Origin of the sequence: Intestinimonas timonensis (genome assembly GCF_900626145.1) — a bacterium.
In the GTDB taxonomy this organism is placed as follows: domain Bacteria; phylum Bacillota; class Clostridia; order Oscillospirales; family Oscillospiraceae; genus Intestinimonas; species Intestinimonas aquisgranensis.
Map to the genome: position 1 here is coordinate 1,936,002 of NZ_LR130817.1, position 14,822 is coordinate 1,950,823.

Below are 14,822 nucleotides of genomic sequence, written 5' to 3' on the forward strand. Positions count from 1 at the left end.
GGAAAAGGGCGGCGGGCGGTGCGAAACTCGCTTGACAACCAGGGGCGGATATAGTATCATAACAAAAGCAGTTTGCAGTCGTTGTGCTGCAGACGGGCTAGTGTGGCTCAATGGCAGAGCATCTCACTCGTAATGAGAAGGTTGTGGGTTCGATTCCCACCACTAGCTCCACGTCGGAGCAAAGTCCGCTTTGCTCCGACGTTTTTTATACCTATGTCAAAAAACGTCATCCGTCCGCTCCCTTGCGCCACCTTTCCAAACCGCAACCGCTTATGCTGGGTTGCGGTTTGTTTTTTGTGCGGACCTGTCGGTATGGGTATCGTTTTTTGCTTCCGATGGCCTGTGCCGCCTCAACATCGGAGTGCTTGACGTTAGGTCTGCATGCTACTATAATCAAGAAAGAATTGTTGGAATTCCAACGTTGGAGGCTCATATGGAACATTATTTTTCTGTTCTGTCCCATTGTTCCCTGTTTCATGGAATTGGGCAGGAGGATTTGAATGAGATGATGGGCTGTCTTGGTGCGAAAATTACATCGGTTTCCAAGGGAGAGCCTGTCTTTTTGGAGGGCGACCCCGCGCAGATGGTAGGTGTCGTTCTCTCAGGCGGCGTGCAGGTGGTTCAGGATGATTACTATGGGAACCGGAGCGTGCTGTCGATCCTGCAGCCCGGAGATTCCTTTGGAGAGGCTTTTTCCTGCGCTGGATTGGATCATATGCCTGTAAGCGTGTTTGCCGTCAAGGAAAGCGAGGTACTTCTCCTGAATTGCAGGCGGATACTGACTCTGTGCTCTCATACCTGCCATTTTCACAGTCTGTTGATTCAGAATCTATTGCAGGGGCTGGCGCAGAAAAATTTAGCTTTCACGCAGAAAGTGCGTTATATGTCTCAAAAAACCACAAAGGACAAGCTGCTGACTTATCTTTTGGACCAGGCGAAGCAGCAAGGGAGCGCAGAGTTTGTCATCCCATGCGACCGGCAGACCCTGGCAGACTATCTGGGGGTCGAGCGTACCGCCATGTCAGCGGAGCTTAGCAAATTGAAAAAGGCCGGACAGCTTGACACCAAAGGTTCTTGGTTTCATCTGAACCCGGTGGAGCGGCACATATGAAACGGATTGGAACAGGTGCGGGTTCCACATCATTCAGTGCATAAAATATAACAGGCGGACAGCTTCAGCTGTCCGCCTGTTATATTTTATGTGTGCTTCGTTCAGAACATATATTTGTGAGAACGATTCAAATTGGTGCACCTTTTCTTTGCCACGCCTGGGACAATGAAAGCGGCGCAGTCTGTTCACTGAAAAACCGCGTTGGTGGTGTCGATGGGGTGGTCGCAGCGGTTGTCCAGATCGGTGCCGTTATTGGAGAACACGGTGCCGTCAAAGACCATGGTGATGTCGGTGGGCACGCTCTCCAGCAGGATGCCGGTGCCGTTGCCGGTGAAGGTACAGCCCACGGGCCAGGCCTTCACCGGGGTGTTGATCCCAATATCCGTGCCGTCTCCCACAAAGTCGATGTCATAAAAGTAGTTGATCCAGTCGTAGTGCCCGTCCTCCATGGAGACCGAGCCCTTCCACACGGTGCGCTCTCCACCCTCGTCGGTGCTGCCGTAGAGGTCGTAGGACCGGTGGAAGAACAGGTCTCCCTCGTAGGTCCCCGGGGCCAGGTAGAGGAGCACCTGGTCGGTGGACGGCACTTGGTTGGCAATCTGGTCCAGCAGGGCCTGTACCTCCTCCATCGTGCTCATGGGATAGTCCTGCCAGTGGTACTCGTGAGTGATGACGAGGGTGATGTGGAGGTTCTGCTGCACCCGGATGAGGTCCCCGTTCTTCATCTGAACGGTCCACACCACCTGGGGCTCGCCGGAATTGCCCGTAAAGTCCAGGGAGGACACCATAGCGGCATCGGGGGAGTAGTCCTCCTGGTGGCTGGGCTCCCCAGCAATGAGTTCATCTGCGGCGTTCTCGTCCTGGACCACCTCCACAGTGACCTTCTCCACCAGAGGCTCGAACTCCCCCCAGGGGTCGGTGCCGGTGAGGGCGTCGTTGACGTACCACCGGGAGGGCCAGCGGTACTGCTCATCCGGCGCGCCCTGGTGGTAGATGTCGGCGGCGGGGGCGGTGCGGTCGTCGGGCCAGGCCACCAGGAGCTGGTAGGTCTTGTCCCCGCTCTCATAGTACACCTCGCCCTCTCCGTCGTACTCCTGGGGCACATGGGGCCGGTTGAAGTACCTAAACCCTGCCCCGACAGCGATCACCACCGCCAGTCCCAGCAGGCCCAGCAGCAGCTTTTTCAGCAACGGAACCGGCTTTTTCGTCTCTCTCCGTGGATGGATGTCCCGGGCACAGTGGGGGCAGAAGGCAGCGTTTTCCGGCAGGTCCGCGCCGCAGTGGGGCATTTGTATGCCATGGCTTAACCCCCGTTTCCCTGGTAGTCCAGCATGGTGTAGCCCAGCAGGTCATAGTCCGCATCCAGCAACAGATAGCAGCGCCACCGGCCCTCGTTGGGCAGGAACTCCTCCAGCCGCTCGATCTCCCGGCACTGGCGCTCCGGCTCCGGCGAGTGGAGCATGGCCCACAGGTGGTAGATCTGGGCGTCATCCTCCCGCAGCACCGGGCCCTTGCCGGTGTTGTAGCCGTTCAGGAACCACACTACGCCGGAGCTCTCGATCTCCTCCGGCGGGATGTAGTGGGAAAAATCCTCCTCCCAGCTTCCCTCGAAGGCGGCCAGCTGATCCTCATAGAGCTGGGTGAAGTCATAATCGCAGGACACCACGTCTATCTGCCACTGTCCCTCCGACACCTGGATGGGCTCCCCGATGAAGTAGCCCATCAGGTGGGTGTTGCGGTCGAACATGAGCAGGCACACCCGGGTGCCGGAGCTGCGGGTGCTGAACATCCCCTTCTCCTCGTCGGTACCATAGGCTCCCCGAGAGGCCACCAGGTTGGCCAGCTGGAGATTTTCTACCAGGTAATCGTCGATATTGCCGCTGGTGGTGGAGGTGGTGCCGAAGTTGATGCCGGTGAGGGTGGGAAAGTACTCCCGCAGCCGGTCGGGGGTGACGGTGACCATACCGTCCTCGTCCTCCGAAAAAACCACCGCCGTGGTCTCCCCGGCGGGGAGACCGCCGACAGCCGGCTCAGGCCGCAGTGCCCATGCGCCCGCGCCTACCGCAACCACCAGGGCCAGAAGCAGCACCCATTTCAGCCCCTTTCGCCACAGGTGGGCGGGGACATTGGCGGTTTCACGGTCCCGGACGCTCTGGGCGCAGTGGGGGCAAAAGCAGGCGTGCTCCGGAAGAACAGCACCGCAGTGGGGGCATTTTTGTTCCATAGAGGTCGTTCCTTTCATTCAAAGGTAGCATAGGAAATGTTGAAGGGGTAATTGGACGGGTTGCGGATGTTGCCGCCGTTGCCGGAGAACCGGCAGTTCTGGAAGTTGATCTCCTTGGCTCGGGGCACCCGCACCAGGTCCACGGCAATCTCATTGTGGAGGAAGGTGTTTCCCTCAAAATAGCTGTCATTGAAGTAGTCCCCGGCGCTGTCGAAGCAAAAGCCTACGCCGTTGTTCTCAAACCAGCAGCCCACCGGGTCGGCCCAGTGCACGCCCCCCACCAGCAGTCCGGTGTCCCAGCCGTAGAAGCCGCAGTTCCGTATCCTGCCGTCTGCCTCCACTGTGAGGCCGGTGCCGGTGCCGTCGCCCCGGAATTCCACATTTTCCACGGTGATTGTGGAGCCGTTCTCAGGCGTCACCGCCACCGGTGTAAGTTTTCAGAATAGTTGAGAAATATAGACCGGCCAAGGGGTTTGATATGAAATATCCCGGAAAAACACGGGAACTGGCCTAAAATCAAGGGATTCCAGCGATAAACAAGTGCAAAACCGAGGAAGAAATTGTAGTCCTGTGAAAATGGGATTGCAATTTCTTTTTTTATCCTCACCAGGCCACCGGAGAGACAGAGTGGGCCGGGGTTTTAAGCGGCCCTTTTAAGAGCGTTTAAGCGGACAGGGCGGCAGGGGCGGTGAGAGCGCAAAAAGCCCGGTGCGGCTGAACTGCCCCAGATTGTGCGGACAGTACAAAAAAGAGCCCTTAGTAGGAAAGATTAAGTTTTAAGCGGAGAGGCGTCGCGCCAGCGGCGCCTCTCCAGTTTTTAACTGGATGCGCTCATGGTTATAGAAGTAAATATAGCGGTCAATCATCTCATTGGCTTCGGAAAAGGTCGCCGGTTTGTGGCGGTAAATACATTCTGTTTTGAGGATAGAGAAGAAATTTTCCGCCATGGCGTTGTCGTACGGGTTTCCTTTCCTTGACATGGATGGTGTGATTCCGTATGCTTGAGTCAGATTGAAGTATGCTGCAGAGGTGTACTGAAATCCTTGGTCGCTGTGGAGCTGCAACTCCGCAGCGACCCTCTTTTTCTCCTGTTTCATTGCCAGATGAACGGTATCCAGAACCAAATTCACTGTCTGCTGGGTTCCAGTCTTGTAGGCGATGATGCTGTTGTCATAGAGGTCCCGGATTATGGAAAGGTACAGCACACCCTGCCTGGTGTGGATGTAGGAGATGTCTGTTACCCATTTGCTGTTAGGTTTGTCCGCATGGAACTCCCTGTTCAGCAGATTCCTGTATTTGTGTGCCTGCCGCCCCATCTGCTGCCATTTCCTGCGGCGGCGGATCTCCGAGAGCAGATCATATTTCTTCATGATTCGCAGCACAGTTTTGGGATTGCAGAAGATATTCCGGCTTTTCAGCCACAGCCACATCCGCCGGTAGCCGTAGGTGCGGAAGCTGCGTTCCCGCTGCTGTGCGATGAGCCCCGCAAGAGCCGCATCCTTTTCTGGCTTGCCTAGGCGATGGACAAAAGCATAGTAGCCGCTTCTGGACACTCCAAAGAATTTGCACATGACTGCCACTGGATACTCTGTCCTGTGACGATAGATGATATGATACTTTACCTTTGCTCTCACTTCCTTTCTGTGAAGCGCAGAAAATCCCGCAGTAGTTTATTTTCCATGCGAAGCCGTTGGATCTCACAGGCCTGCTCTGCCACAACGTCTCCTGGCGCAGCATCTTTTCTCGGCCGTCCTTTCGGTCGTGGGCGGATTCCGGCTTCCAGTTTTCGTTCTTTACGGCGCTCACGCTCAAGTAGTCTTTTTACCACCTGCTTATTCCGGAAGCCATAGTATTCTGCGACTTCCCGCTGTGTTTTCCCCTCTGCCAACATGGCCTTGATCTCTGGTAAAAGCATTTGAACGTGTGTGTAATTTCGTTTCTTCATGACAAAACCCCCTGATGTAGTCTATTTTCCTACATCAGGGGGGCTTTTGTCACTGTCCGTTTTTACTGGATCTGTTCACTGACGGGCGTCCGCTCTCTTATTTTCATCAGCGCTCGCTGCCCCAGAAGATGATGGCCAGCATGCCGGGACCGGTGTGGGTGCCAATGACCGGACCAATGGGCGCCGTCTGGATCTCGCTGTCGGGGAAGGCCTCATGAACAAGGGTCTTCAGCTCCTCTGCCTTCTCTGGACTGTCACCGTGACCGATGACCACCAGCTTGCCTATGGAGGGCTCCCAGCCCTTCTTCATCCGTGCCAGCTGGGCGGACATAGCCCGGCGACCGCCTCTCAGCTTCTCGGCCACCTCCAGCTTTCCCTCTTCAGAGACATGGAGCATGGGCTTGATCTGAAGCGCCGTACCCACCACCGCAGCGGCAGTGGAGATCCGGCCTCCGCGGCGCAGAAACTCCAAGGTATCCACCGTGAACCAGTGGCAGACGGAGAGCCGGTTGGCCTCCACCCAATCGCCCAGCGCATCAAGGTCCATGCCCTCGGCCTTCTTGCGGGCCGCCTCCCGGACCAGGAAACCCTCGCCCGCAGAGGCGCACAGGGTGTCCACGCAGCGTATGGTCCGCTCAGGGAAGGACTCTCTCAACTCCTGGGCGCACATCTGGGCCGTCTGATAAGTGCCGGACATACCGGAGGTGAAGCACAGATACAGGATGTCCTCCCCCGCCTCCAGGCAGGGCGAGAAATGCTTGAAATACACGTCGGGGCGGATCTGGGTGGTGCTGGCTGTGGCACCGCCCCGCAGGGCTTCATAGAACTCCGCCACATCCATATCCCCGCCCGGCCCGTAAATCCGGCTCTTCCCGTTCAGGATCACCTCCATGGGGAGGACGGTCACCTCGGGGAACCCTGCCAGCATCTCAGGACTGTGATCGGCGGTGGCATCTGTAAAGATCCGATAACCCATGGCTTACTCTTTCGCACAGCCGGCGCAAGCGCCGCAGTCGTGTCCGCTCTCAGCCCACAGCCGGTCAGCGGTGGCCTTCCAGTTCTCCGCATAGGGAGTGGTACGGTCGCACAGGGTATCCGCCGCCTCGGGACTCTCGTAGTCGGTGGACTTGGCGCCGGTGGCCTTGACCATGGCCCGCAGCTTCTCCGGGTTCTCCAGCATGGGGCAGGGACGGAGCATATTCTGGTTGAAGGGCTGTCCGTCGTGGTAAGCCATGAAGATGGGGGACTTCAGGGCGTCCAGCAGGCTGCAGTCGCGGATGTTCACATTGGAATAGTGGATGAACACGCAGGGCTCCACATCGCCGCGGGCATTGATGTGCAGATACCGGCGGCCACCGGCGATACAGCCGCCCACATACTCGGCGTCGTTCTGGAAATCCATGGCGAAGATGGGCTTGGAGCCGCGGAATGCGCGGATCCGGCGGTACATCTCGGTGCGCTGCTCGGGGGTGGGGAGGAGCTCGGTGGCGGCGCCGCTGCCCACGGGCATGTAGTGGAAGAACCAGATGAAGAGGGCGCCGGCCTCGATGATCATGTCGTAGAACTTCTCGCTGCTCACATCGGCGTAGTTCTTGCTGGTGTAGCAGGTGGAGATACCGAAGGGCAGCTTGTGCTCCTTCAGCAGCTTCATGGCATGCATGACCTTCTCAAAGTCACCGCTGCCACGGCGGCCGTCGTTGGCCTCAGAGAAGCCCTCCAGGCTGATGGCAGGAACAAAGTTCTTTACCCGCAGCATCTCCTGGCAGAAGGCCTCGTCGATGAGGGTGCCATTGGTGAAGGAGAGGAACTCACAGTCGCTGTGCTTCTCGCACAGCTTCAGGATATCGGCCTTACGAACCAGCGGCTCACCGCCGGTGAAGATGTACATGTAGGTGCCCAGCTCCTTGCCCTGGGAGACGATGGAGTCCAGCTCCTCGAAGGTCAGGTTCAGCCGGTTGCCGTACTCGGCCGCCCAGCAGCCGGTGCAGTGCATATTGCAGGCGCTGGTGGGGTCCAGCAGGATGGCCCAGGGCACGTTGCAGTTCTCTTTCCGGGCAACCTCCTCCTGAGTGGCACTGCCCTGCAGGCTGGCATTGACGATGAAGTTGCGGAAGAACGCCTTCCGCACACCGGGATCCAGGGCATAGACCTTCATGATCAGGTCATACCAGTGGTTTTTCTCCTCGATGGACTTCCGGAAGGCCTGGCGCTGGGCCACATACCAATCCTCGGGAACCAGCTTATCCACCAGATTCATGACCTTGGGGATATTGGTCTCGGGGTCCTTCTCCAGATAGGCAAGGGCCTGGGTGACAGCTGCGCTGATGGCCGCGCTCTTGGCTTTTTCTGTAATGCTCATTATGATCAACCTCATTTCTTCTCTGCTTGAGCCGACATTTTGGGGAATATGCGTCGGAGTATTCTGTTTGCTTTTATTTTAAAGCGAAAGCACCTTCGATGTCATGGGACAGGGTGAGGAAATTGGGACATTTTTCGACACTTTTCAAAATTGTCACCTTTCTGGACAGTTCCGCCAAATTGTCCCTTTCCTTCCGGCGGCCAGCTTTCTATGATGAAATTACTGCGGTATCCGTCTGGCTACCGCCATACAACTTGTTCACACGCCTTTTTGTCGTGCGCATTTTATACCCTGTAACATGTGACCGCTGTTCTGCGGGTTCCAGTTTTCCTTCTAAGGAGGCGCTCAAATGGATCAAGACGCTTTCAAGCGTGCTATGATGGAATCTGTCGTAGATCGAAGCCTGCGCGACATCCGGCGGGATCCCCGGCGAGGGATCCGGAGATTAGCCGATCTGGGTGATGTCGCCGCCTCCGGACCCTATCAAAAGAAATTCCTCGCCATGGCCCGCCGCATGCTGGAGCAGGAGGACAGCCCCTACTACACTATGGTGTGCAACGCCGTGCGGTCGGCGGACAGCGAGCGTCTGAAAACCTTTGGCATCAATTTCGGGTGGAACTGCCTCACCGTCGGCACCAGTAAAATCCGCGCCCGGGAGCAGACGCAAACCTGGAGCATTCCCTGGTCGCTTACCCTCCACATCGGCGGTGATCCCGAGGATCTGGACGCCCATGTCCTGATTCGGCTCATCCGGGAAGGAATGGAGCTGGGTATCTACACCTACTTTCTCTTCCCCGACGGAATGAGCCGCTCCATCTCCACCGCCCTGGATGCCATCACAGCTTCAGAGGACTGCGCCTTCTTTCTCTTTCTCCCACCCGAACAGACGGACGCCGGTGCCATCCAGGCCCTTACGGCTCCCCGAAACCTGATGCTCGGTATCAGCAGCGAAGTTCCGCAGTGGCAGTCCCTGGCCACCCAGCTGCGCCAGGAGGGTGCGCTCTACTTCCTCTATCGGACCTATGACGGCCCCGACGAGGCTCTGGACATCGCATCCGGCAAGTGGGCCGATCAGCTCTCCCCCTTGGCCGGAATCGGCAGCATCTGTGTGGCTGGCCAGGACTGTCCCGCTCAGTGCGGAACTCAGGTCTACCAGTATGCCCGGCGCTCCCGGATGGAGCAGCGCTATCCCTCTTTGGTTTTGGACTACTATCTGGACAACCTGTATACCGACGCCTACATCTCTCACGCCGCTTGTTTGTCCGGTGTCTGTCCCAATGGGGAGATCACCCGCTTCCAAGACGGTCGGGAACATCCAACCGGGTTGTCGGTACGCTCCGCCCGTTTGGATGAAGTCCTTGCCCAGATTCCATCCAGGCCCATGACTCCACCGCAAGAGATCAATCGCTTTTGAAAACATATGCTTTACGCCGGTAAAATAGAAATCAGATATGCTTAACTGGCACCCGGGACCTGTCTGTATGGCTGTGACGACAGGCCCGGGCATTTTTCTGCTCACTGTAACAAGGTAAAGTCTTGTTCTCATCCCCCCTTTATGCTATAATTTCAATGATTTACCCTTTCCCTTCCCGGCATTTTTGCCGCGGAGACGCATTTCCTGCCGATGGAGGTATTAAAATATGATCAAAATCACCCAATCCCCCGTCCTCTTCCAGGGCGGTGCCTTTGTGCCCACCCCGCCCCGACCTGCCGCCGAGCGGACCGGTACCATGGCCTACGGCATCCTGAAGACCCACAACACCCTGGACGGTATGGACCGTTTGGCCATCCGCTTTGACGCCATGGCCTCCCATGATATCACCTACGTGGGAATCATCCAGACCGCGCGGGCCTCCGGCCTTAAGGAGTTTCCTCTGCCCTATGTCCTCACCAACTGCCACAACTCCCTGTGCGCCGTGGGCGGCACCATCAACGAGGACGACCATGTGTTCGGTCTCTCCGCCGCCAAGAAATACGGTGGTGAGTTCGTCCCCGCCCACCAGGCCGTCATCCACTCCTATATGCGGGAGCGGTACGCCGCCCCCGGCCGGATGATCCTGGGCTCCGACTCCCACACCCGCTACGGCGCCTACGGCACCATGGCCATCGGTGAGGGCGGCCCTGAGCTGGCCCGGCAGCTCCTCTGCAAGACCTACGACATCGCCTATCCCAAGGTCATGGCCATCTACCTCACCGGCGCCCCCCGGCCCGGCGTGGGTCCCCAGGACGTGGCCCTGGCCCTCATCGGCGCCACCTTCAAGGCCGGCATTGTGAAAAACTCCGTCATGGAGTTCTTCGGCCCCGGTGTGGCCAATCTCTCCATGGACTACCGCTCCGGCATCGACGTCATGACCACCGAGACGGCCTGTCTCTCCTCTGTGTGGTCCACCGACGACTACACCAAGGCCCACCTCACCGCCCTGGGCCGCGGCGACCAGTATAAGGCCCAGGCTCCCGCCGAGGGCGCCTACTACGACGGCGTCATCGAGGTGGACCTGTCCGCCGTGGAGCCCATGATCGCCCTGCCCTTCCACCCCTCCAACGCCTACACCATCAAGGAGTTCAAGGCCAACATGGCCGACCTCCTCCACCAGGTGGACGTGGACGCCGCCGAGCAGCTGGGCGTCAAGAACGCCGCCCCCCTGGCGCACAAGATCGTGAACGGCCAGTTCCACGTGGACCAGGGCGTCATCGCCGGCTGCTCCGGAGGCATCTACCAGAACCTGGTCCGGGCCGCCGAAATCCTCATCGGCCAGCCCATCGGCTCCGACGCCTTCTGGCTCTCCTGCTATCCCGGCTCCATGCCCATCAACCTGGAGCTCACCAAGAAGGGCTATATCGCCTCCCTGATGGCCGCCGGCGCCTCCATCCGCTCCTGCTTCTGCGGACCCTGCTTCGGCGCAGGCGACGTGCCCGCCAACGGCGGCTTCTCCATCCGCCACTCCACCCGCAACTTCCCCAACCGGGAGGGCTCCAAGCCCGGCGAGGGTCAGATCTCCTATGTGGCCCTCATGGACGCCCGGAGCATCGCCGCCACCGCCCGCAACGGCGGCATCCTCACCGCCGCTGACGAGCTGCCCGACGTGCCCGCTGACCGCCCCGACGAGAGCTGGGCCTATGACGACTCCGCCTACAAGGCCCGGGTCTACTTCGGCGTGGGCAAGGCCCAGCCGGACACTGAGCTGGTCTACGGCCCCAACATTGCCGACTGGCCGGAGCAGATCCCCCTGCCCGAGAACCTGCTCCTCACCGCCGCCGCCGCCATCTATGACCCCGTCACCACCACCGACGAGCTCATCCCCTCCGGCGAGACCTCCTCTTACCGCTCCAACCCCCTGCGGCTCAGCGAGTTCGCCCTCTCCCGGAAGGACCCCCAGTATGTCCCCCGGGCCAAGGCCATCCAGGCCGAGGAGGCCAAGCGCCGCGCCGGCAAGGCCACCGACGCCCTCCTGGGCCACGACCCCAAGACCACCGGCCTGGGCTCCTTCGTCATGGCCCTCAAGCCCGGCGACGGCTCCGCCCGGGAGCAGGCCGCCTCCTGCCAGCGGGTGCTGGGCGGCTGCGCCAACCTGTGCGCCGAGTTCGCCACCAAGCGCTACCGCTCCAATGTGGTCAACTGGGGCATGCTGCCCTTCCAGGCTCCCGACGTGAAGGCCTGGAACATCCAGCCCGGCGACCGGCTCTATATCCCCGGCGTCCGGGCCGCCCTGGAACGGGGAGATGAGTCCATCCCCGCCGTCCTTATCCAGAACGGCCAGGAGAAGAACGTCACCCTCACTCTCCTCGGCATGACCCAGGAGGAGCGGGACATCGTACTGGCTGGCTGCCTCATCAACTACTACGCCAAATAATTTCCACATGCCAAACGCGGGCCGGAACACATCCGGCCTGCGTTTTTGTTTTACAAATGCCCAGCTATGAGGTATAATATAGCATGTCAGAAAATCAAAACCATTACGAGGTGTTCCCGTGAAAAAAACCATGCTCTCTCTGCTCCTCTCCGGCCTGCTCCTGCTCACCGCCTGCGGCGGCGGGACGGCAGCCACCCCCGCGCCGGCGGAGGACGACGATACCATCCACATCCTGGCCACCACCTACCCGATCTACCTTTTCACCACTGCCGTCACCGAAGGGGTGGAGGGGGTGGAGGTTACCCGTCTCATCCAGGAGGAGATCTCCTGTCTCCATGACTACACCCTCACCGTCAACGATATGAAGGCCATTGAGGCCGCCGACGTCATCGTCATGAACGGCGTGGGCCTGGAGGATTTTATGTCCGATGCCCTGGCAACCTCCAACGCTCCCGTTATCGACTGCTCTGAGGGAGTGGCGCTTTTGGAGGCCATGGGCCATGAGGGCCACGACCACGACGCCGAGTACGACCCCCACATCTGGATGGACGAGGGGAATGTCTCTGTCATGCTGGAGAATATCACGAAAGGGCTGTCCAACCTGGACCCGGACCACGGGGAAAACTACGAGGCCAACCGTGCCGCAGCCGACGCCGCCCTGGGCTATGACGCCGACAAACTCTCCCAGCTCTCCGGCAAGCCCTTCATCACCTTCCACGACGGATTCCAGTACTTCGCCCAGGCCACCGGCCTGGACCTGCTGAAGGCCATTGAGGAGGAGGAGGGCGCTGAAGCCAGCGCTGCCGAGATCAAGGAGATCGTAGGCCTCATCGGGGAATATGACATCTCCGCCATCTTCACCGAGAAGAACGGCTCCGATGCCACCGCCCAGGCCATCTCTCGTGAGACCGGCTGCGGCGTGGCCCAACTGGACCTGGTCATGAGCGGAGAGGGCAGCGGCATCCAGCCCTATGTGGATGCCATGAACCAGAATATTGACACCATATTGGAGGCCCTGGGATGAGCGTACACAAGCACGACGACCTGCCCGCCGGGGCAGGGTGTTCCCGGGCCTGCTGCCTCCGGGCGGAGGGCCTGGGGGTGACCGCCGGAGACCAGGTCATTCTCCACGACGTGGACTTCCACCTCCACTGTGGGGAAATCACCGCCCTCATCGGCCCCAACGGCGCGGGCAAATCCACCCTCTTCAAGACTGTTTTGGGTCAGATCCCCCACACAGGGACCATTGACTTCCAGCAGGCCGGCGGCAGGCACACCCGCCCCCTCATCGGCTACGTGCCCCAGTCCCCCTCCTTTGACCGTGGGGACCCGGTGAGTGTGCTGGATCTCTTCTCCGCCTCCATCTCGGACTGGCCCGTCTTTCTCCCCACCCCCAAGCGGCTCCGGGCCCGGGTGGCGGAGTGTCTGAGCCGGGTCCACGCCGAGGGACTCATCGACAAGCGCATCGGCGCCCTCTCCGGCGGCGAGCTCCAGCGGGTGCTGCTGGCCATGGCTCTGGAACCGGTACCCCACATTCTCATCCTGGACGAGCCTCTCTCCGGCGTGGACATTGAGGGAGAAAAGCAGCTGCTGGACATGCTGGACGAGGTCCGCACTCAGTACGACTTGTCCATTCTCCTCTCCACCCACGACTTCGCTACCCTGGAGGAGTACGCCGACAAGGTCATCCTCCTCCAGAGCACAGTCCTCAAGGCGGGCAAGCCCGCCGAGGTCCTCTCCTCCCCCGAGTTCCGGGAGGTCTTCCACCTGACACTGGGAAGGGGGGTGGGCTGATGGAGCTGTGGTATACCATCGTGGACCTGCTGCCCTTTGACTGGGCCCAGCCGGGTTCCATGTACTTCATGAAAAATGCCCTGCTGGCGGTGCTGGTCATCTCCCCCCTCTTCGGGCTTCTCTCCACCATGGTGGTGGAGAGCCGCATGTCCTTCTTCTCCGACGCCCTGGGTCACTCCGCCTTCACCGGCATCGCCATCGGCACCCTCCTGGCCTCCGCCTGGCGGCTCTTCGCCGGTGTGGACCCCATGTGGATCGCCGTCCTCTTTGCCGTGGGCTTCGCCCTTCTCTTCAGTGTGGTCCGGCGGCGGACCAGCCTGGCCAGCGACACCGTCATCGGCGTCTTTTCCTCCACCGCTGTGGCTCTGGGCATCTTCCTGGCCACCTTCGGCGGCGGCAGCTTCACCAAGTACAACGCCCTCCTTATCGGCGACATTCTCAGTGTGGAGCCGATGAAGATCGGCCTCATGGCCCTCATTCTGCTGGTGGTCATCGTGCTGTGGGTGCGCTCCTTCAACCAGCTCATGCTCGCCTCCGTCCACCCGGCCCTGGCCGACAGCCGGGGCATCCGGGTCTTCTGGCAGGAGGCCGTCTTTTCCGCCGCCATCGCCGTGGTGGTGACGGTGACCATGACCTGGGTGGGCCTGCTGGTCATCAATTCCCTGCTGGTCCTTCCCGGCGCCGCCGCCCGCAACATCGCCCGGAACATGCGGCAGTACCACCTCATCTCCCTGCTCTCCGCGCTGGTCGCCGGTATCGCCGGGCTCCTTACCTCTTATTACATCGGCTCCTCCGCGGGCGCTTCCATCACCCTCTATCTGGCGATCTTCTTCGCCGTGACATTCTGTTTCCGGAAACAAAGACTGTGACACAAGGAGGTATTACCATGGCAACACTGCTTTTTCAGGGACACGCCAGCTGCCGCATCACCACCCGGGCCGGGGCGGTCATCTACATCGACCCCTTTGCCGGCGAGGGCTACGACCTGCCTGCTGACCTGGTGCTTATCACCCACGAACACGGGGACCACAACGACCTGAGCAAGGTGACAATGAAGCCCGACGGCGTGGTCATCCGCTCTGCCGATGCCCTGGCCGGCGGCCAGTACCACAACTTCGATGCCGCCGGGGTCCACATCCAGACCGTCCCTGCTGGCAACCGCAACCACGACCCCAAGGAGTGCGTGGGCTACATCCTCACCATGGACGGCATCACCCTCTACCACGCCGGTGACACCTCCACCATGCCCCATATGAGCGTCCTAGCGCCCCGGAAGCTGGACTGGGTCCTCCTGCCGGTGGATGGCGTCTACAACATGGACCCCGCCGAGGCCAGCACCTGCGCCAAGCGCATCAGCGGCAAGCACACCATCCCCATCCACACCGATCCCAGCTACCAGTACAACCGCACCCAGGCCGACCGGCTCTCCTGTTCCGGCAAGGTGCTTCTGGAGCACGGTCAGAGCATTGAACTTTAAAAGCGCATATGTCACCGGCCGCCCGTCATGGGCGGCCGGTTTTTCATCCTTTTGTCAGTAT

At 59.9% G+C, this 14,822-nt stretch carries 14 protein-coding genes, 1 tRNA gene and 1 pseudogene; 8 read left to right on the forward strand and 8 right to left on the reverse strand.

From position 1 onward, the window contains the following. Positions 1 to 96: 96 nt before the first annotated feature. Both E0E29_RS16380 and E0E29_RS16385 read left to right on the forward strand, forming a co-directional pair. A tRNA-Thr gene (locus E0E29_RS16380) sits at positions 97 to 171 on the forward strand. Positions 172 to 433: 262 nt separating this feature from the next. Then, entirely contained in the window at positions 434 to 1,111 is a 678-nt protein-coding gene (locus tag E0E29_RS16385; protein WP_130850715.1) for a Crp/Fnr family transcriptional regulator, read from the forward strand. A gap of 185 nt (positions 1,112 to 1,296) precedes the next feature. On the opposite strand, the gene E0E29_RS16390 is transcribed toward E0E29_RS16385, so the two are convergent. The 8 genes and pseudogenes from E0E29_RS16390 to E0E29_RS16420 all read right to left on the reverse strand — a co-directional run bounded on the left by E0E29_RS16390 (position 1,297) and on the right by E0E29_RS16420 (position 7,639). After that, positions 1,297 to 2,301 (reverse strand): hypothetical protein, encoded by a 1,005-nt coding sequence (locus E0E29_RS16390; protein WP_242622535.1) that lies wholly within the window; start codon positions 2,299 to 2,301, stop codon positions 1,297 to 1,299. 45 nt (positions 2,302 to 2,346) lie between these two features. Beyond that, positions 2,347 to 2,400 (reverse strand): annotated as a pseudogene (locus tag E0E29_RS19325) (zinc-ribbon domain-containing protein); the annotation flags it as partial. 14 nt (positions 2,401 to 2,414) lie between these two features. Further along, positions 2,415 to 3,335, reverse strand: a complete 921-nt coding sequence (locus E0E29_RS16395) for a zinc ribbon domain-containing protein (RefSeq protein WP_130850717.1) — start codon at positions 3,333 to 3,335, stop codon at positions 2,415 to 2,417. A gap of 14 nt (positions 3,336 to 3,349) precedes the next feature. After that, the gene (locus tag E0E29_RS16400) at positions 3,350 to 3,760 is read right to left on the reverse strand and encodes a right-handed parallel beta-helix repeat-containing protein (protein WP_130850718.1); all 411 of its coding nucleotides are present in this window, start codon (positions 3,758 to 3,760) and stop codon (positions 3,350 to 3,352) included. Positions 3,761 to 4,111: 351 nt separating this feature from the next. After that, on the reverse strand, positions 4,112 to 4,969 hold the full coding sequence (locus E0E29_RS16405) for an IS3 family transposase (RefSeq protein WP_130848459.1): 858 nt from the start codon (positions 4,967 to 4,969) through the stop codon (positions 4,112 to 4,114). Continuing rightward, positions 4,966 to 5,280: an imidazolonepropionase gene (locus E0E29_RS16410; protein ID WP_130848458.1), complete on the reverse strand. Its 315-nt coding sequence runs from the start codon at positions 5,278 to 5,280 to the stop codon at positions 4,966 to 4,968. The genes E0E29_RS16405 and E0E29_RS16410 overlap by 4 nt, the downstream gene beginning before the upstream one ends. A 106-nt stretch (positions 5,281 to 5,386) precedes the next feature. Then, positions 5,387 to 6,256: a DegV family protein gene (locus E0E29_RS16415; protein WP_130850719.1), complete on the reverse strand. Its 870-nt coding sequence runs from the start codon at positions 6,254 to 6,256 to the stop codon at positions 5,387 to 5,389. A 3-nt stretch (positions 6,257 to 6,259) separates the two neighbouring features. Further along, positions 6,260 to 7,639 carry a radical SAM/SPASM domain-containing protein gene (locus E0E29_RS16420; protein ID WP_130850720.1) on the reverse strand — a complete coding sequence of 460 codons (1,380 nt, stop codon included), beginning with the start codon at positions 7,637 to 7,639 and terminating at the stop codon, positions 6,260 to 6,262. A 349-nt stretch (positions 7,640 to 7,988) separates the two neighbouring features. Here E0E29_RS16420 and E0E29_RS16425 point away from each other — a divergent pair, with 349 nt between their 5' ends. The 6 genes from E0E29_RS16425 (at position 7,989) to E0E29_RS16450 (ending at position 14,761) form a co-directional block, all read left to right on the forward strand. Then, the gene (locus E0E29_RS16425) at positions 7,989 to 9,053 is read left to right on the forward strand and encodes a hypothetical protein (protein ID WP_130850721.1); all 1,065 of its coding nucleotides are present in this window, start codon (positions 7,989 to 7,991) and stop codon (positions 9,051 to 9,053) included. A gap of 226 nt (positions 9,054 to 9,279) precedes the next feature. After that, positions 9,280 to 11,490 carry a hydratase gene (locus E0E29_RS16430; RefSeq protein WP_130850722.1) on the forward strand — a complete coding sequence of 737 codons (2,211 nt, stop codon included), beginning with the start codon at positions 9,280 to 9,282 and terminating at the stop codon, positions 11,488 to 11,490. Positions 11,491 to 11,608: 118 nt separating this feature from the next. Beyond that, positions 11,609 to 12,514: a metal ABC transporter substrate-binding protein gene (locus tag E0E29_RS16435; protein ID WP_242622536.1), complete on the forward strand. Its 906-nt coding sequence runs from the start codon at positions 11,609 to 11,611 to the stop codon at positions 12,512 to 12,514. Beyond that, the gene (locus E0E29_RS16440; RefSeq protein ID WP_130850723.1) at positions 12,511 to 13,284 is read left to right on the forward strand and encodes a metal ABC transporter ATP-binding protein; all 774 of its coding nucleotides are present in this window, start codon (positions 12,511 to 12,513) and stop codon (positions 13,282 to 13,284) included. Before E0E29_RS16435 ends, E0E29_RS16440 begins: the two co-directional genes overlap by 4 nt. Beyond that, positions 13,284 to 14,153, forward strand: coding sequence for a metal ABC transporter permease (locus tag E0E29_RS16445; RefSeq protein ID WP_130850724.1), 870 nt, complete (start codon positions 13,284 to 13,286; stop codon positions 14,151 to 14,153). The genes E0E29_RS16440 and E0E29_RS16445 overlap by 1 nt, the downstream gene beginning before the upstream one ends. Positions 14,154 to 14,170: 17 nt before the next feature. After that, a complete protein-coding gene (locus E0E29_RS16450; RefSeq protein WP_130850725.1) occupies positions 14,171 to 14,761 on the forward strand; it encodes an MBL fold metallo-hydrolase in 591 nt (196 codons plus the stop codon). Positions 14,762 to 14,822: the final 61 nt, after the last annotated feature.